Source organism: Pedobacter jamesrossensis, assembly GCF_042650905.1.
Classification (GTDB): domain Bacteria; phylum Bacteroidota; class Bacteroidia; order Sphingobacteriales; family Sphingobacteriaceae; genus Pedobacter; species Pedobacter jamesrossensis.
In genome coordinates, this window is the sequence record NZ_JBHSBY010000143.1 from 1 (window position 1) to 17,754 (window position 17,754).

The window sequence follows — 17,754 nt, forward strand, 5'->3', positions numbered from 1 at the left end:
AAATATCAAATGACATAAAAAAAATAAAGCGGATGAAGAGTTCAGAACTCATTCATCCGCTTTGCAAAAACAAACTATTTTAAGTCCACTTTTTCAGTGCCCTCTAATTTTCGAGGTATCTGTATGCATATCACCGCCAAGCATTGTCCATTTGTTTACAATATTATCTTCTATCATTAACAAAGCTGTTAATATCGGTATGTGCGACATAACTAAAACGGGCATCTCAGGGTTGGTAGATTTAAGTTCTGATTCAAGCCAGTTAAATTGCTCATCACCTAATTTACCTATATACCAAGTGTTGTCAATATCAAGATGTACGCTATCTAAAACAATAAATTTCCAGCCATTTTGCGTAAAACTGTAATAAGGTTTAGCTAAGGATAACTTGTCCATCGAATATTTTTTCCCATAGAAAGTATCGGCTTTACTCTCTTCGTTCCACCAGATATCATGATTACCTAAACAATAACGAACAGGCAAACTACACTCGCCTTTCATCGTATTATTTAATAACTGCCATTGCTTATCTATCGTCGAAATGTTTTCTTTGTTCATATCGAAAACCACGTCTCCACCATTTAATACTAAATCAACCTTAGGATTTTGCTCTTGAACATGATGAAGGCATTTCGCAAATTTTGCTGGCGCACCTAACTCATTTTTCAAATGAACATCTGTAATATGTGCTATTCTTAAAACTGGTTTTTGGTTTTCTTCAATAAAGCCTAAACTAACAGAAGGAAGCAAAAATAAGCCTCCAATATTTCTTAATGCGGTTCTTCTTTCCATGTATAATTTAATCAGACAGAATTATTGATGCCGACCAAAATTAGTTTTACAATATTAAAAGGAAGTTAAATCTTAAAATCGACGCTCAAAATCAACAATAACAAATCGTTTCATAACCGTTATCTAATTGTTAAAATAAACATCATCAATATAAAAACAGTATTTTTGATTATAGACAAAAAAGATATGAAACAAGGCTTATTAATAGATATGGATGGCGTAATTTACAGTGGTGAAGAATTAATCTTCGGTGCTGATAAATTTATTAAGAAACTTATAGACGAAGATATACCTTTCGCATTTATGACTAATAACAGTCAGCGAACGGCGTTGGAGGTTGTTAGAAAGCTTAAAGGTTTGGGAATAAAAGTAGAAGAGAGCCATGTTTACACAAGTGCAATGGCTACAGGAAAATTTCTTGCAGACCAAAGTCCTAACGGAACAGCTTACGTACTTGGCGAAGGTGGTTTGTTAAGTAGTCTCCACGCTCATGGCATAACACTGGTAAATACAGACCCGGAGTTTGTTGTATTAGGAGAAGGCAGGAATTTCACATTAGAAATGGTTCAGAGAGCTGTTGACATGATTTTGGCAGGTGCTAAATTCATTACCACTAATCGCGATCCATCGCCTAAAAAACCTGGATGGAATAATTTAGGTATAGCTGCAACAACGGCTATGATTGAAGAAGCAACGGGCAGAAAAGCTTTTGTAACAGGCAAACCTAGCCCGGTAATGATGCGCTCTGCAAGAAAATTCCTTGGTTTAGAAACAAGCGAAACAACGGTAATTGGCGACACCATGGAAACTGATATTCAGGGAGGGGTACAAATGGGTTATAAAACAATATTGGTTCTTTCAGGAATTTCTACAAAAGACACGCTTGGCCATTATGCTTTCAAACCCGATATGATATCAAGCTCTGTTGATGAAATTAAGTTCCCATTAACCTGGTGGGATTCAAAATAAGATATTAAAAAGAATAAAGGGCGGTCAGAATCACCAGCACCGCCCCGTCCGTTTTGCATCCGGCCAGATAGAACATATTAAAAGACACAGCATTTTATTAAAAGTTGCATTTAAAATCGTCACCCTATTTTCAAACATTAGTTTTACCATTATAATAAACAGAGTTATTAACCAATTTAGGTTACTTTTCTTTAAAATAACGATATATAGAAAGTTACAACGCCATAAAAATAAAACAAATAACTGATTTACAAATACTTAAACAACGGCACATAACTTGTAATATTCATAGTGAATATGATGACAAAGTTATGAAGCTAGATAATTTATAATTAATACTAATTCATCACTTTTACATCGTGCAAACTTAATTTCAATAATTAATTTATCACTAAAATCTCAAAGCTATGAGTACTATTAAAGTAAAAGACGGAACCGAAATTTATTACAAAGATTGGGGAACAGGGCAACCAATTGTTTTTCACCACGGATGGCCATTATCTGGTGATGATTGGGATACACAAATGATGTTCTTCTTACAACAGGGCTACCGAGTAATTGCACATGATCGTCGTGGCCATGGCAGATCCAGCCAAACATCTGAAGGGCATGACATAGATACTTATGCAGCTGATGTTGCAGAACTTACAGCAGCATTAGATCTTAAAGATGCAATACACATCGGTCACTCAACTGGCGGCGGTGAGGCAATTCGTTATGTTGCAAAATATGGTAAAGGTAGAGTTGCAAAGGCCGTTTTAATTAGTTCGATAACCCCTATTATGATTCAGAATGAGAGCAACCCAGAGGGCGTTCCATTATCTGTCTTCGACGAAATTCGTTTAGGTACTGGATTTAACAGAGCACAATATTTTTGGGATTTTCCAACAGGATTTTATGGCTACAACCTGGATGGCGCTGTTGCATCAGAAGGCGTAAAATACAAATGGTGGCGCCAAGGTATGATGGGGTCTGTTAAAGCTCATTATGACGGAATAAAAGCTTTCTCAGAAACTGATTTAACCGAAGATCTTAAAAGTGTTGAAATTCCGGTACTCGTAATGCATGGCGAAGCTGATCAGGTTGTACCCTATAAACAAGCTCCTAAAGCAGCTGCGTTACTTAAAAATGGAAAACTAATTTCTTATCCTGGTTTCCCACATGGAATGCCTGTAACAGAAGCAGAAACAATTAATAAAGACATTTTAGCATTTATTAAATCTTAAAATTAAATACAAAACGAAAAAGATGAGTTTTTAAATAGCTCATCTTTTTTTGTAAAAGAAACTAATTTTTAAAGTCTACAAAGATTATTAGTCTAAATAACGGCGTAATATCCCATATTGCCATTTATAATTTAAATTTTAAGTAAAAAAACGAAAACTTACCAATCTCGATTTACGAATAAGCCCTTATATAAATGTTAATGCTTAAATTGCATTATTAACATCCCTACCTTTATGAAAGAAATTGCCGATATCCTCAAGGCTTACCAAAAAGCAACAAAAGAACACAAAAAGATGGCTCTTGCTACTGTGGTTAAAGTCGAAGGTTCATCTTACAGAAGGCCTGGTGCAAGAATGCTTATTACAGAAGACGGGCAATTAACTGGCGCAATAAGTGGAGGATGTTTGGAAGGAGGTGCTTTGCGAAAAGCACTTTCTGCAATCCATCAACAGGAGAATAAATTGATTACATACGATACGACAGATGAAGATGATGCAAAATTTGGTATTCAACTTGGTTGCAATGGTATTGTATACATTCTTTTCGAGCCAATTAAAACTAACGACATTTTAAATCCAATAGAACTATTACAGGCGGCAAATCAACGTAGAGAAAATTGTGTGATTGCTACACTTTTTTCTTTAAATAGCAAAAACCAACCTGGTTCGCTAATGTTATTTCGGGAAAAGGATTATTTAGATAAACTTCCAGAAGAAATTTCCGGAGCGTTAAAAAATGATGCATTTGATGCCTTAAAACTTAAAACATCAAAATTCGAAACTTATTCAATTGATAACACAGAAGTTGAAGCTTTTCTAGAATTTATTCCACCGCCTATCCAATTAATTATTGCCGGTGCTGGAAATGATGCGCAACCACTGGCCGAAATGGCAAATATTTTAGGTTGGGAAGTTGTAATAGCAGATGGTCGCCAAACTCACAGTACGCTACAAAGGTTTCCCAATGCAAAGCAAATTATAATTTCAAAACCAGATGGAATTTTATCAAAAGTAAAAATCGACGAACAAACTGCTTTTGTTTTAATGACCCATAATTACAATTACGATCGAGAGTTTTTAAATATCCTCCTCAATACAAATGCAGCATATATAGGTACTTTGGGGCCTAAAAAAAAGCTGATTAAAATGCTCGAAGAATTGGGTGTAAATAATTCCATCAATGAGGAAAGGGTTCACGGACCAATTGGACTTGATATCGGTGCTGAAACGGCAGAAGAGATTGCCATTTCAATTATTGCAGAGATTAAAACTGTTTTTTCGGGAGGTTCTGCTATAAAACTTCGAGAAAAAAAAGAGTCAATTCATTTTACAAATTAAAAAATGGATAATGAGTACAGGCATCATAATTTTGGCAGCAGGAAACTCCAGCAGATTAGGCAGCCCAAAACAACTACTCCACTATGAAGGGAAAACACTTTTAGAAAGAGTTAGTTTTGAGGCCATTAAAACCTTGTTTAAACCTATTGTTGTTGTTCTTGGGGCTTATGCAGAGGAAATAGGAATGGAACACAAGCATGCGAACATCAGCTATACCTTTAATAAAAATTGGCAAAGTGGAATGGCATCTAGTATAGCTAAGGGTTTATCAACTGTATTAAGCTTACAAAAAAATATTGAAAATGTAATCATAACCGTTTCTGACCAGGTTTTTGTAAGTACAGAAATTTTTCAAACCCTTGTTAAAAAACATAATAACACAAGTAAGGGTATTATTGCTTGTCGTTATGAAAAAACAAATGGTACACCAACCTTATTTAATAAAAAATATTTCGAACAACTTTTATCTTTGAGTGGAACAACAGGAGCAAAAAAAATACTGATTGAAAACGAAGATGATATGACAACAATTCCTTTTGAAAAGGGTTATATTGATGTAGATACAAGGAACGATTACAATAATTTAATAAACAATAAATGATAACAGATTCTTTCGGCAGAGTACATGATTATTTGCGAATATCTTTAACAGATAATTGCAATTTCCGCTGCTTTTATTGTATGCCGGAAGAAGATTACGACTTTACGCCTGCATCTAGATTAATGCAGCCAAACGAAATTTTAGAACTTGCAAGACTTTTTGTAGAGCAGGGTGTTAAAAAAATCAGATTAACAGGTGGCGAACCACTTGTACGTAAAGATGCAGGTCAGATTATTTCTTCGTTAGGTAAACTTCCTGTAGAATTGGTTATTACCACAAACGGAACTAGAATAGCTGAAATGCTACCTGCTTTACTTGAGGCAGGAATTAAAACCATTAACATAAGTTTAGATACGCTTCAACCAGAAAAGTTCTTCCTGATTACCCGAAGAGATGTTTTTCATCAGGTTCGTAGTAACATAGAATTGCTGCTTCAAAATAAAATTGAGGTAAAAATTAATATGGTGGTGATGAAAGGGCTTAACGATGCTGAAATAAAAGATTTCATCGATTGGACTAAACACAATCCTATTCAAATCAGGTTTATAGAATTTATGCCCTTTAGTGGTAATAAATGGACCAGCAATAAAATGTTTTCCCTTGATGAAATTTTAGCTGTTGTAGAAAAAGATTTCGCTGTATTGCCAGTTAAAGGTGAACCTAACGACACTTCGAAAAGATTTATGATTCCTGGTCACGAGGGTTCTTTTGCTATTATTAGTACAATGACAGCTCCATTTTGCAGCACTTGTAATCGAATGCGTTTAACAGCTGATGGAAAGTTAAAAAACTGTTTATTTTCTGATGGAGAAACAGATTTACTTACCGCATTGCGTAATAATGAAGATGTTCTTCCACTAATAAAATCATCCATTTGGAGCAAAAAAAAGGAACTTGGTGGTCAATTGCTTACTCATTTCGAAAAACTCGATGCAAGCACCATCAATAACAGAAGTATGATAACAATTGGAGGATAAGCGGGCATGATAAGCGTTGAGCAAGCAAAAAAGCTGATTAAAGAACATACAATTGCATTAGCCCCTGTTAAATTAAAACTACAGGATGCTTCAGAACATACTTTGGCTGCAGATATTTATGCCAATTTCGATATTCCGGCTTTTCGACAATCATCAATGGATGGTTATGCGATTATGTTTGATGATAAAGAAGTAGAACTAGAACTGATTGGTGAAATGGCTGCCGGAACCGGACATTCTATTACAATACAAAAAGGCCAAACGAGTCGTATTTTTACCGGAGCACCTCTTCCTGAAGGTGCTGATGCGGTTGTAATGCAAGAAAAAATTATACAAACAGATAATAAAATCACCATTCGAGATGAGAAACTTAGCGTTGGTTTAAATGTTCGAGAAAAAGGTTCTGAAATTAAATCTGGAGCATTAGCCATAGAAAAAGATGCGCTGCTTAGTCCGGCGGCAATTGGTTTTCTTGCTGGAATAGGCGTAACAGAGGTTGAAGTTTATCCAATGCCCAGGGTTTCTATTATCATTACAGGCAATGAACTTCAGCAACCAGGATTAGCATTAAATTTCGGACAGGTTTACGAGTCGAATTCTTACTCATTATCAGCTGCATTGAAAAAAGAGGGCGTTTACAATATCGAAATTTTAACTGCTGAAGATAATTTAGAAACATTAACAAAGGTAATTGAATCTGCTTTGCAAAATAGCGACCTGGTTTTACTCAACGGTGGTGTAAGTGTTGGCGATTACGATTTCGTAACCAAAGCTGCAAATGCTTGTGGGATAGAACAAATATTTCATAAAGTAAAACAAAAACCGGGCAAACCACTTTTCTTTGGTAAAAAAAATAATCAACTGGTTTTTGGCTTGCCTGGAAACCCATCATCAGTATTAAGTTGTTATTACAACTATGTACTTCCAGCACTGAAAATGTTATCGAACAAAGAAAACAGTGTAGTTGAGGTAAACGCAGAACTAACACACAATTATAAAAAACCTACTGGTTTAACTCACTTTTTAAAAGGACAATTTGCTAACGGCAAAGCAACCCCACTTAATGCCCAAGAATCTTATCGATTAAGTTCTTTTGCACAGGCAAACTGTCTAATTTGTTTAAATGAAGAGCAAGAAATTTTTAATGCAGGCGGGGCTGTAAAAGTTTTATTATTACCAAATTAGATGATGCAAGAAAGCTTTATACTCTTTTATTGTCTGCTTTTTATAGTGGCCTTCTTATATGCTTCAGTTGGTCATGGAGGGGCAAGTGGCTACTTAGCACTTATGGCAATATTTGCGATATCGCCAACCATTATGAAGCCAACGGCTCTGCTTTTAAACCTATTTGTTTCATCTACATCATTTATTCAGTTTTACAGAGGAGGTCATTTTAAATGGAAAATTTTCTGGCCTTTTGCACTGACATCAATACCACTTTCATTTGTTGGGGGTACAATGGCGATAGAAAGTTCCATTTATAAGAAAATTTTAGGGGCCTTACTGCTCATCCCGGTTATCAGGTTTTTCTTCTTTAATAATACCGACCCAAGGGATTTTAAACCAACTAACATTCCGCTTTCTTTGCTTATTGGTGGCGTTATCGGTTTCCTTTCAGGTATGATTGGAATAGGCGGCGGTATTATCCTCTCTCCTGTTTTATTACTATTAAAATGGACCGACCAAAAACAAACCGCTGCGATTAGTGCAGCTTTTATTTTTGTAAATTCTGTTGCAGGTTTAGGCGGACAACTTGTAAAAGGCTTTGAGTTCAACAGCCACATGCTTGCTTACGTAGGAATTGCTTTTATTGGGGGAATTTGCGGTGCTTATTTTGGTGCACTAAAGTTTCCGCAAACTGTGTTAAAAAACGTACTGGCTTGCGTACTGGCTTTAGCAGCCTACAAATTATTATTTACTCATGCATAAGGTTTAATCATATGGAAATCGAAATCATAAGTTTTGGAAAAGTTTCAGAATTCATCAGCAATCAGAAGATTGATATTCAAGATATAGTTAATACAGATGGACTAAAATTATATCTGGAAAAATCATTCCCTAGTTTGACCACAATGAAATACAAACTAGCTTTAAACAAAAATCTGGTTCAGGATAATACAGAAATTAGAGATAAAGATACAATTGCCATTATGCCACCATTTTCAGGAGGATAAAATAACTTCACATGCGCTTAAGAGCATAGATTTGAAGAAAGAATGAATTCTTCATAAAAAACTCGTCAATGACGACATAAATAAAGTTTTTAAAAAAGAAAGTCTTGCAATAAAATGCATAGTTTCAACTAACTAATATGAATAGAGAGCGATATCAGAGGCAAATAATTTTAGCAGGATTTGGCGAAGAAGCACAGCAACGCTTAAATCGGGCAAAAGTTTTGGTTATTGGCGCAGGTGGACTTGGCTGTCCGGCATTGCAATATTTAGTTGCTGCCGGTGTTGGTTCTATTGGTATTGCCGACCATGATATTGTAGAGCTATCGAATTTGCAAAGACAAGTTTTATACGGATTAGCAGATTTAGGAGAATTAAAAGTAAATGCAGCAGCAAAACAACTCCAACACATGAACCCTGAGGTCGAACTTGTCCTCCATCCTACTGCAATTAATAAAAAAAACATCCTCCAAACCTTAAAAAACTATGATATAATTTTCGACGGAACTGATAATTTTGAATCTAGATATTTAATAAATGACGCCTGTGTCCTACTCAAAAAGCCATTAGTATTTGCAGCAGTTTCAGGATTCGAAGGTCAATTAGCGGTATTTAATGTTTTGGATAAAAAAGGAATTATCACAAACTATCGTGATTTGTTTCCGATTCAGCCAGAAGCAAAAGAAATTCCAAACTGTGCAGAAAATGGTATTATCGGTGTTATTCCGGGTATAATTGGTACAATGGCGGCAGGAGAAATTATTAAATTGATCACAGGAATTGGAGAAACTTTATCAAATAAACTACTTCATTACAATATGCTCAACCAGGGGCAATACCAAATAAACATAAGCCCTTCTAGTGCTTATAAACCAATAAAAAGTGAAATTGATTTAATGAAAAAAGATTACAAAATACATAATAATGGTTATTTAGAAATTGATGTAGAGGAAATGACGAAACTTAGCGAGCATGATTCAACTTTAATTGTTGATGTTCGCGAAAGGCATGAATTCCCAAAACTTAATACCAATATATATAAACAAGCTCCAATGTCGGAGTTTGATGATTTCATTCAATCAAACATTAGCCAGCGTACTATTATTTTGCTTTGCCAGCATGGCATTAGAAGTATTGCAGCAGCCGAGTTGTTGCATCAAAAATATGGCGAATCTAAAAAAATATACAGTTTAAAAGGCGGCATTTCAAAATGGAGAAATCATTTTCTAACAACCTAGTATGAGCGAAAAGAAAATTAAAAACATATTTATAAATGGCGCAATAGATCCGGTATTTATTGCCAAAAGCATTGCTAACCACAATTCTAAAACCGATATTGGTGGCCATAGCATATTTCTTGGGCAAATTAGAAAAGATGAAATCGAAGGCAAATTTGTTTCAGCAATAGAATATACTGCTTTTGAAGAGTTAGCATTAACCAAAATGCACGAAATTAGAGAAGATATTTTCAGTAAATACCCGCTCAGTTGTATGCATGTGCATCATAGTTTAGGAAAAATAAATGTTGGAGAGATCTGCCTTTTTGTTTTCACCTCATCAAAACATAGAAAACCTGCAATTGATGCTTGCAATGAACTTGTTGAGCGAATAAAAACAGAACTTCCTATTTGGGGAAAAGAAATATTTGCTGATAATTCATATCAGTGGAAAGAAAATATTTAATATGGTAAACATCACTAAAAAAACAAATACTTTAAGAAAAGCAATTGCAACCGCTACGTTAAGTGTTTCTAAACAGGAAACAATAGATGCCGTTGTACAAAGAAAAGTACCCAAAGGCGATGTTTTTGAATTTGCCAGAGCTGCAGGTTTATTTGGCGTTAAAAAAACAAGCGACGTAATCCCTGATTGTCATCCACTGCCAATAGAATTCACATCTATAAGCTTTGAAGTTAACGGTTTAGAAATTATTATAATGGTTGAAGTACATACAATTTATAAAACCGGCGTAGAAGTTGAGGCCATGCATGGCGCATCTGTAACGGCTTTAACCATGTACGATATGCTTAAACCTATTGATAAAGGAATAGAAATTAAGAATATAAAACTTCTGGAAAAATCGGGAGGAAAATCTGATTTAAAGCATAAAAAATTTCCTGAGCTAAAAGCCGCCGTTGTGGTATGCTCTGATTCGGTTTTCGGAAATAAAACTGAAGACCATTCTGGGAAACTAGCAATTTCAAGGTTAGAACAATTAGGCATCGAAACTTTAAAGTATCAAGTCGTTCCTGATGAAATTGAAGCTATACAAAAAGTGGCCAAAGAACTTTGTTGCATTGATTATCAGTTAGTTATATTTATTGGAGGAACAGGCCTATCGCCAAGAGACGTTACACCGGAAGCAATTTTACCACTTTTAGATCGTGAAATTGACGGAATAATGGAAACAGCCAGAAGATACGGACAGGAAAGAATGCCTTATGCAATGCTATCAAGAGGTATTGCTGGCTTTATTGGTGAAACATTAGTAATTACCTTCCCTGGTTCAAAAAATGGAGTTGAAGAAAGCATGGATGCTTTGTTCCCTCAAATATTACACCTTTTTAATGTAAACAAAGGGCAAAAGCATTAATTAACTGTTACAATAATTGTTTCAATCAAGAATCAAAAGATTTTCATAAGTTGTTTACGTTGCCTTTTTTATCTTTAAAGTATGAATAAATTTTATCTATCAGAAATAAACATATACCCAATAAAATCACTTGGAGGCATAAGTCTTAAGGAGGCAAAAATTGAAGAAAGAGGGCTTCAGTATGATAGACGGTGGATGCTTATTGATGAACAAGGTACCTTCATAACACAAAGAAAACATTTCGAATTGGCACTACTTGAGGTAAGCCTGAAAGATAATGAGTTAACCGTAACCTTCAAGAAAAATAAGGAGCAAAAAGTATCTTTTTCTTTGGAAGAAAGCATTGGCGAAAGCATAGCTGTAACAATCTGGGATGATATTTCAAATGGCTTTGAAGTAAGTAAGAAAGTAAGTGACTGGTTTTCTGACTACATGAAAATGAAAGTCAAATTGGTAAAAATGTCGTCAGAAGAAAAAAGACTTGTTGATGAAAGGTATGCTTTGGATAACGAAATTGTAAGTTTTGCCGATGGTTATCCATGTTTAATAATAGGTCAATCTTCTTTAGATGGTCTTAATGAAAAATTAGCAGATCCGATAGAAATGAATAGATTTCGTCCAAATTTTGTTTTCACTGGCGGCACAGCACATATAGAAGATAGTTTTAGCCAATTTAACTTAGGAAACATCGCATTCTCTGCAGTAAAACCTTGTGCAAGGTGCGTACTCATAACTATTGATCAACAAACTGGCATTAAAGGACATGAACCTTTAAAAACACTTGCAAGTTACCGCACTAAAGAGAAGAAGGTATTATTCGGACAAAACCTTATTCATAAAGGTTTTGGAATTATTCGTATTGGTGAAGAGTTAAAAATTAAAGAATGGAGATAGAAATGATTGAAAGTACTTTAAGTTTGGAACAGATTATTTTTTTGTAAAAGCATCTAATAATTCCATCGTGATAAGGGCTTCTTCCCCACTACATGGATTTTCTCCATTATTCAAAAAATAGTTAACAACTTCTTCAATCATAGGCTGCTCTACGTGTTGTAATGGTTCATAAACATATTCGTGTGCTTGGCCATCAAGTGTAAGAGTAACTTTATTACCAAACATTGGAAAACTAATTTTCCCTTTAGAACCATAAATTTCGCAAAGATCTGTTTGTTCCGCAGCATTTACGGTAAAACACCAGGTACCATTAAATATAATTCCATTTTCAAACAGTATTTGTCCACATACCAAATCATCTACCGGTGTGTCCAATTGCTGTTTTACTGCAAAACCAGTGGATTTTTTTATTTCACCAAAAAAATAGCTCATTAAATCTAATTGATGAGGAGCCAAATCATGAAATAAGCCACCTCCAGAAATAGCTGGATTTATTCTCCAATCTTCCGTTGAATTTGCTATGACATTAGAATTTGAAGGCTGCAACATCTTCAATTGTATAAAGCTAACGTCTCCAATTCTTTTTTCTTCCAGTAAATCCTTAATTTTTAGAAACATCGGCTGTGCCCTACGATAGTGTGCAACAGTAAGTTTAACACCATATTGATGAGAAGCTTTCAGCATTCGCCGTGCTGCATCAGCATTTAACGTCATTGGTTTTTCTACATATGCAGGTTTTCCGGCGGCTAAGGCCTGAATTGTGTATGCTTCATGCTGCAAAGGTGGCGTAGCAATGTATATGGCATTCACCTCTGGGTCATTAATCAATTCGGATGCATCACTATACCATTTTGAAACCTGATGTCTTTTAGCATAATCAGCTGCCTTTAATGCATCTCGCCTCATAACAGCTACAAGTTTAGAGTTAGGGACTTTATTAAAAGCAGGTCCACTCTTAACTTCCGTTACATCGCCGCAACCTATAATGCCCCATTTAATTTCTTGCATAGTAAAATGATGTTAATGCAGCGTTAACTACATTTATTGCCTAAATATAGCCTTTGTAGTTCAAACTTAAAATATTTGATTTCCCCTTTTCTATTTTAGTGGTTGTATAAATGCAGACATACAGATTGCATGTTTAAAGTTATTTTGGCATCGAATAAGATAATCAAAGGATTCTGTAGGTTTAGCCAACTCTATAACGAATTCATTATCAGTCAAAAAATTAGATTCTGATTTTAAATTCTCCTCACCCTTAAAATAATAATGATTTTTAAGCTGCTCCATTTTATTTAATCCTCACAAATATGATTAACCAACATTAATTAGAGTTAAAATTTATATTAAATTACCACAATCAAAGTCGTTTCTAATTTGTAGAAAGTAAACTTTATAGAAGCAATAAAAATTGTGGTTAAATTACTTCTTCAATAAAAACTTTATCATCAAAACATTCAATATGGCTAAATAAGCGCATATCAGCTCATCAATTTGACAACTTATATATACTTTTGGAAAAAATTTCAAATTGAAAAAATTATACTTTGCTATTATAATGTTTTTAGGCGCAAACGTACATGCGCAACAGAAGCAAGACACGGTTATTACCATCAATGAAGTTGTGATTAACGAAAATGGATTTAACACCCCAATCTCTAAACAGAACCGAAATGTATATGTAATTGACAAGGCAATGATTGCTAAATTACCCGGGCGTACCATTCAGGAATTACTGCAATATGCGAATGGTGTAGATTTAAGGCAAAGAGGCCCTTTTGGTGGGCAGGCCGATGTTAGTATTGATGGAGGAAGCTTTGAACAAACAGTTGTGCTTTTAAATGGTACCAAAATAATTGATGGGCAAACTGCTCATAATATGTTAAATCTTCCAATTCCTGTAGAAGCTATAGAAAGAATTGAAGTAGTACGCGGACCTGCCGCCAGAATATACGGCATTAACAGCTTAACCGGAGCTATTAATATTATAACCAAAAGACCAACAAAATCGGGTATATTGGTAGATGCCCATGGTGGCTCCAACTTTGAAAAAGATACCGAAAGTACAGGTAAGACTTTTTACAGTGGAGGCATTCAAATAGGTGCAGCAATAAGCAAGGAAAAAAATCAACATGCTCTTTTTGGTTCGCACGATAAAAGTAATGGCTATCGCTTTAATACACAGTTTGAAAATACAAAATTCCTTTATCAGGGAAATATCCAAATAAATGATTCAAATGAAATTATAGCATTATTGGGTTATACCAAAAATGAATTTGGAGCCAATGGCTTTTATGCAGCTCCTGGCGACAAAAATTCGACTGAAAGCGTACAAACAACACTCGCATCCATCCAGTCAAGGCATAATTTATCTAATAGATGGACACTTTTACCAAGATTAAGCTACAGATATAACTTTGATGATTACAGATATTTTGGCAATGTTAACCCAAATGCCGGCGTAAGTAAACACTCTACTAACTCGCTGGCAGCAGAGGTTACCAGCTCTTATAAATTAAATAATGGAGAATTAGGCTTTGGTAGCGAAATTAGAAGTGAAGACATTAATTCATCGAATATTGGCCAGCATCGTAGAGAAAATTTTGGATTCTACACACAATACCGAACTAACTTGTTAAAAAACTTAAATGTTAATGCAGGTGCTTACTTAAATTATAATTCATCTTACAAGTGGCAAGTTTATCCCGGAATTGATGCTAGTTATGCAGTTACAGATTATTTAAAATTGACTGGTAATATTGGAACAAGCCAAAGAATACCTTCGTTCACAGATTTGTATCTTAATCAGAGACCTGGAAATATAGGAAACCCAGACGTACAACCCGAAAATGCTTTTCAAAGTGAATTGGGATTAAAATTAACGCGTAATAATCTAACTTTCAACTCTAGTTTTTTCTATAGAAAGATAGATAAGTTTATAGATTATACAAAGACAATTGCTACCGATCCGTGGGAAGCAAATAATATTGGTTCAATGACCACCCGAGGAATAAACTTACGCTCAAATTACAGCTTAAGTGTTAATGATAATGCAAAATTTAATTTTAATCTGGCTTATTCCTATTTAAATTCTAGATTTACGAATATGGAGCAAGGACTTGCCACTAAATACCAGTTATCTTCCCTGAAACACCAGGTAACTAATACAGTTGATTTTAAGTACAAAAATTTTTCAGTATTGCTGGCCACACGCTATAATCAAAGAATTGTAGGTTCTCCTTATTGGATAAATGATTTCAGAATAAGCGAATCAATAAATAAGTTTACAATATACATGGATGCGCAAAATATTTTCGACAGTAAATATTATGAAATTGGAGCCATTCCACTACCTTCTCGATGGCTAAGCCTTGGTGTAAAATTTGTTAGTTTATAGTTTTAACATTATGTTGTAATAAGTAATAATATTAAAAATTACTACCAGAATTCGCACTTAAACAATCTGGCTACCAGGGTTAAGCCGCTTTAATAAATAAGATAATATAAACTCGAAAACAACATAACCAACAAATATAATGAAGCCTGGTTGCAGTGAACTATTGTTAACTGCAACAGTCTGTAATACATCTGTTTTCATATTCAGTCCGGATAGTTGACTATCCAAAATACCATTTAAACCCATAAACGTCATAAAAATGCCAACCACCATCACATCAGACATATCCCACTTCCCAAGTTCAAATGTTAAATATTTAACCACTTTATTTTCAGCGTATTTATCAGTAGTTAAAACATGAATTCCTTTTGCAATAAGTCTCAATATCGGCAAAACAACTACAAATAGTAAAATCAATGCGCCTACAACAATCGCATCAGGCTTTTTCTGTTCTAGTAAGGCGCCAATTATCCCAAGTATGCTCTTGCTTTGAAAAAACAACTCTTGGTTTTTAAATGTGATTGTTTCACCAAGCAACTTAAAATCAAGAGTTTGTATACGGGCATCTACTTCAATAATAGAGGCCGTTATGCCAACGACTAACAAGACAACGGCAAAGAAAATAGAAAAAATAAAAAGTGTAGAATGAAGCTTTACCTTTTTCCTCATTAACCACCACAGGATAATAGCAAATCCAACACAAGCAAGCATTGCATAGGCATAATTATATGTTACATTCCTAATCGAATTAAGTTGACCGTTTATCTTTGTATCAAACTCCGTAGTACCTGATACGCCATATTTACGATGGATAAGACTGGTTACTGTTTCATTGGCAATTTTAGTACTATCATAAGTCTGTTTAACCAATTGATTAAATTTACTGGAAGCGATATTTTTAAGTCTTTTTTGACTTGATGGGCTGTTAACTGTTGTAATAATTGTTTTAGCAAAGGCAGGAACCTGAGCTTGTATTTTATCAACATCAACAAACTGATTAAAAGCAAACTTTTTTAATTTACCCCCCAAGCTTTTCTGCGGTTTATTAATTTCTTTTACTGTTTCACTTACCAACCCCCGTAGCTGCTTGGTAACTGTAGCTTGTAACTCCTTTTTCTGTTTGTCTGTCATTTTAAAATCTGTAACCTGACGCTTTACTACTGCTTCTATCCTATCTCTCCACTGGTCTACAGAAAAAATACCAAAGGTGATATTATTTGCTACGCTGTAATCTTCTTTAATTCTCTCTTGTTTTTTTGACAGCGAATGTAGCTGGTAACCAAAATAGGCTTCACCGCAAAGCAAAATGCTTAAACCAAGAATTAGCAATATATGTGGAAATCCGAATTTGCCTGTCGGAGTATTTTTTACTGGAGTTGCCAATGTTATAATGAATTAGTGAGTTAATTAACCTTAAAATTTAGTGCGAATCATACGGAGTAATGAACTTCAGTATAGTGGAAAGCACAAGTCCATATAAAACAAAACTGATGAAAATGATATAACCAGGTTGCAGAGCCGTATTGTTGGTTGTCAAAACGGTTAGCGCCTCGCTTTTGATATCCAGTGTTTTTAGCTGCTCTTCCAATAAACCATTTAAACCGATATAAGTCATCAGTATTGCAATAACAATCACGTCGGCCATACTCCACTTGCCCGATTGAAAGGCAAAGTATTTAACTACCTTATTTTCGGCTAGTTTCTTCTTCCCTAATAAATGAATTCCGGTTGATGTTAGTTTCATTATTGGGAAAACTATGCTAAAAAGCAGAATTAACACACCTACCAGTATAGAATTGATTGCTGGTTGCTTTATTAGAACCTCCACTACGCCCAAGATACTTTTGCTTTCGAAAAATAAAACTTGATCTTTGAAAACAACATGCTCACCCAAAAGAACAAAACTTAGTGAACTGATGCGAGCATCAACTTCTATCATAGAGGCTGCTAAACCTACTGCAAGAAGGATCAATGCAAACAGGAGCGACATTACAAACAGAACGGTATGCAAGGCTACTTTTTTTCTGAAAATCCACCATAAGCTTAATACAATAACAATGCAAGCCAGCATCCCAAAGGAATAATTATATGTAGTGGTACGTATGCTTGCCAAAGATTTATCTAGCTTATTATTAAAATCTTCTGGTGTTGAAACTTTGTATTTAGCATACATACTGGTTGTTAACGAATCATTCGCGGTAAGTGTACTATCAAGCGCATCGCTTTTTTCCATTGCAGAAAATTCCTTCATCGCTAAGACACTTAGCTGTTTTTTATTGGTCGGGTTGTCTACTTTAGTAATTATTGATTTAGCAAAAGCAGGAACCTGGGCTTTTATTTTGTCAGTGTTGACAAATGTATTAACTGCAAATTTTTTAATTTTTCCGCCAAGAGACTTTTGTGGTTTATTAACCATCGACTCTGCTTTATTAATAAGCGCCAATATTATTTGCTCAACCTCTTTTTGAAGTTCTTTTTTTTGCTTGGGTGTCAGCTTGAAATTCCGAACCTGATGATTCACAATTCCTGCAACATTATCACGCCATTGGTCTACAGAAAACAGCCCCAGAGTAATGTTATTCATCACCGAATAATCTCTTTTTATCTGCTCCTGCCGCTTAGAAAGGCTAAACAATTGGTAGCCGAAATATCCTTCGCAGCATAAAAGTAAGCCAAGGCCAAGTATCAAAATTAATTTGGAAACGTTAAATCCTTCAACGTGTGCATTTGTTTGGTCAGCTGTCAAATCAGTTTTAATTAAAAAGTGGAACCGAGATATAACTTAAAATTTAAAAA

Annotated in this window: 17 protein-coding genes; 13 read left to right on the forward strand and 4 right to left on the reverse strand. The window is 34.8% G+C overall.

The window, feature by feature from the left end; genetic code table 11:
* Positions 1-93: 93 nt before the first annotated feature.
* Entirely contained in the window at positions 94-792 is a 699-nt protein-coding gene (locus ACFOUY_RS18835; RefSeq protein ID WP_378962813.1) for a metallophosphoesterase family protein, read from the reverse strand.
* A 186-nt stretch (positions 793-978) separates the two neighbouring features.
* Between ACFOUY_RS18835 and ACFOUY_RS18840 the strand changes: the two genes are divergently transcribed.
* From ACFOUY_RS18840 to ACFOUY_RS18895, 12 genes are all read left to right on the forward strand, one after another.
* The gene (locus ACFOUY_RS18840) at positions 979-1,761 is read left to right on the forward strand and encodes an HAD-IIA family hydrolase (protein WP_378962814.1); all 783 of its coding nucleotides are present in this window, start codon (positions 979-981) and stop codon (positions 1,759-1,761) included.
* Between the two features lie 407 nt (positions 1,762-2,168).
* On the forward strand, positions 2,169-2,987 hold the full coding sequence (locus ACFOUY_RS18845; protein ID WP_378962815.1) for an alpha/beta fold hydrolase: 819 nt from the start codon (positions 2,169-2,171) through the stop codon (positions 2,985-2,987).
* A 234-nt stretch (positions 2,988-3,221) separates the two neighbouring features.
* The gene (locus ACFOUY_RS18850) at positions 3,222-4,325 is read left to right on the forward strand and encodes an XdhC family protein (RefSeq protein ID WP_378962816.1); all 1,104 of its coding nucleotides are present in this window, start codon (positions 3,222-3,224) and stop codon (positions 4,323-4,325) included.
* A gap of 10 nt (positions 4,326-4,335) precedes the next feature.
* Positions 4,336-4,926 (forward strand): nucleotidyltransferase family protein, encoded by a 591-nt coding sequence (locus ACFOUY_RS18855; RefSeq protein ID WP_378962817.1) that lies wholly within the window; start codon positions 4,336-4,338, stop codon positions 4,924-4,926.
* Entirely contained in the window at positions 4,923-5,903 is a 981-nt protein-coding gene (gene moaA, locus ACFOUY_RS18860) for a GTP 3',8-cyclase MoaA (protein WP_378962818.1), read from the forward strand. Before ACFOUY_RS18855 ends, moaA begins: the two co-directional genes overlap by 4 nt.
* Before the next feature lie 6 nt (positions 5,904-5,909).
* A complete protein-coding gene (locus tag ACFOUY_RS18865) occupies positions 5,910-7,088 on the forward strand; it encodes a molybdopterin molybdotransferase MoeA (RefSeq protein ID WP_378962819.1) in 1,179 nt (392 codons plus the stop codon).
* Entirely contained in the window at positions 7,089-7,832 is a 744-nt protein-coding gene (locus tag ACFOUY_RS18870) for a sulfite exporter TauE/SafE family protein (RefSeq protein WP_378962820.1), read from the forward strand. It abuts the gene before it with no gap.
* 11 nt (positions 7,833-7,843) lie between these two features.
* Positions 7,844-8,077 (forward strand): MoaD/ThiS family protein, encoded by a 234-nt coding sequence (locus tag ACFOUY_RS18875; RefSeq protein WP_378962821.1) that lies wholly within the window; start codon positions 7,844-7,846, stop codon positions 8,075-8,077.
* Positions 8,078-8,214: 137 nt separating this feature from the next.
* Positions 8,215-9,312 carry a ThiF family adenylyltransferase gene (locus ACFOUY_RS18880; protein ID WP_378962822.1) on the forward strand — a complete coding sequence of 366 codons (1,098 nt, stop codon included), beginning with the start codon at positions 8,215-8,217 and terminating at the stop codon, positions 9,310-9,312.
* Between the two features lies 1 nt (position 9,313).
* Positions 9,314-9,757, forward strand: coding sequence for a molybdenum cofactor biosynthesis protein MoaE (locus tag ACFOUY_RS18885; RefSeq protein WP_378962823.1), 444 nt, complete (start codon positions 9,314-9,316; stop codon positions 9,755-9,757).
* Between the two features lies 1 nt (position 9,758).
* Positions 9,759-10,667 (forward strand): bifunctional molybdenum cofactor biosynthesis protein MoaC/MoaB, encoded by a 909-nt coding sequence (gene moaCB, locus ACFOUY_RS18890; RefSeq protein ID WP_378962824.1) that lies wholly within the window; start codon positions 9,759-9,761, stop codon positions 10,665-10,667.
* Between the two features lie 81 nt (positions 10,668-10,748).
* A complete protein-coding gene (locus ACFOUY_RS18895) occupies positions 10,749-11,561 on the forward strand; it encodes an MOSC domain-containing protein (protein WP_378962825.1) in 813 nt (270 codons plus the stop codon).
* 33 nt (positions 11,562-11,594) lie between these two features.
* On the opposite strand, the gene ACFOUY_RS18900 is transcribed toward ACFOUY_RS18895, so the two are convergent.
* Positions 11,595-12,569, reverse strand: coding sequence for a Gfo/Idh/MocA family protein (locus ACFOUY_RS18900; RefSeq protein ID WP_378962826.1), 975 nt, complete (start codon positions 12,567-12,569; stop codon positions 11,595-11,597).
* 523 nt (positions 12,570-13,092) lie between these two features.
* Between ACFOUY_RS18900 and ACFOUY_RS18905 the strand changes: the two genes are divergently transcribed.
* Positions 13,093-14,958 (forward strand): TonB-dependent receptor plug domain-containing protein, encoded by a 1,866-nt coding sequence (locus tag ACFOUY_RS18905; RefSeq protein WP_378962827.1) that lies wholly within the window; start codon positions 13,093-13,095, stop codon positions 14,956-14,958.
* Between the two features lie 57 nt (positions 14,959-15,015).
* On the opposite strand, the gene ACFOUY_RS18910 is transcribed toward ACFOUY_RS18905, so the two are convergent.
* Together ACFOUY_RS18910 and ACFOUY_RS18915 are read right to left on the reverse strand one after the other, a co-directional pair.
* Positions 15,016-16,341 (reverse strand): paraquat-inducible protein A, encoded by a 1,326-nt coding sequence (locus ACFOUY_RS18910; RefSeq protein WP_378962828.1) that lies wholly within the window; start codon positions 16,339-16,341, stop codon positions 15,016-15,018.
* Positions 16,342-16,378: 37 nt separating this feature from the next.
* A complete protein-coding gene (locus ACFOUY_RS18915; protein ID WP_378962829.1) occupies positions 16,379-17,704 on the reverse strand; it encodes a paraquat-inducible protein A in 1,326 nt (441 codons plus the stop codon).
* Between the last annotated feature and the right edge of the window lie 50 nt (positions 17,705-17,754).

Excerpts from the sequence above, each read along its gene's own strand:
- ACFOUY_RS18880 (WP_378962822.1), top strand. The coding sequence starts at position 8,215 with ATGAATAGAGAGCGATATCAGAGGCAAATAATTTTAGCAGGATTTGGC.
- ACFOUY_RS18840 (WP_378962814.1), top strand. The coding sequence starts at position 979 with ATGAAACAAGGCTTATTAATAGATATGGATGGCGTAATTTACAGTGGT.
- ACFOUY_RS18875 (WP_378962821.1), top strand. The coding sequence starts at position 7,844 with ATGGAAATCGAAATCATAAGTTTTGGAAAAGTTTCAGAATTCATCAGC.
- ACFOUY_RS18855 (WP_378962817.1), top strand. The coding sequence starts at position 4,336 with ATGAGTACAGGCATCATAATTTTGGCAGCAGGAAACTCCAGCAGATTA.
- moaCB (WP_378962824.1), top strand. The coding sequence starts at position 9,759 with ATGGTAAACATCACTAAAAAAACAAATACTTTAAGAAAAGCAATTGCA.
- ACFOUY_RS18865 (WP_378962819.1), top strand. The coding sequence starts at position 5,910 with ATGATAAGCGTTGAGCAAGCAAAAAAGCTGATTAAAGAACATACAATT.
- ACFOUY_RS18900 (WP_378962826.1), bottom strand. The coding sequence starts at position 12,569 with ATGCAAGAAATTAAATGGGGCATTATAGGTTGCGGCGATGTAACGGAA.
- ACFOUY_RS18850 (WP_378962816.1), top strand. The coding sequence starts at position 3,222 with ATGAAAGAAATTGCCGATATCCTCAAGGCTTACCAAAAAGCAACAAAA.
- ACFOUY_RS18895 (WP_378962825.1), top strand. The coding sequence starts at position 10,749 with ATGAATAAATTTTATCTATCAGAAATAAACATATACCCAATAAAATCA.
- ACFOUY_RS18885 (WP_378962823.1), top strand. The coding sequence starts at position 9,314 with ATGAGCGAAAAGAAAATTAAAAACATATTTATAAATGGCGCAATAGAT.
- ACFOUY_RS18835 (WP_378962813.1), bottom strand. The coding sequence starts at position 792 with ATGGAAAGAAGAACCGCATTAAGAAATATTGGAGGCTTATTTTTGCTT.
- moaA (WP_378962818.1), top strand. The coding sequence starts at position 4,923 with ATGATAACAGATTCTTTCGGCAGAGTACATGATTATTTGCGAATATCT.
- ACFOUY_RS18845 (WP_378962815.1), top strand. The coding sequence starts at position 2,169 with ATGAGTACTATTAAAGTAAAAGACGGAACCGAAATTTATTACAAAGAT.
- ACFOUY_RS18870 (WP_378962820.1), top strand. The coding sequence starts at position 7,089 with ATGATGCAAGAAAGCTTTATACTCTTTTATTGTCTGCTTTTTATAGTG.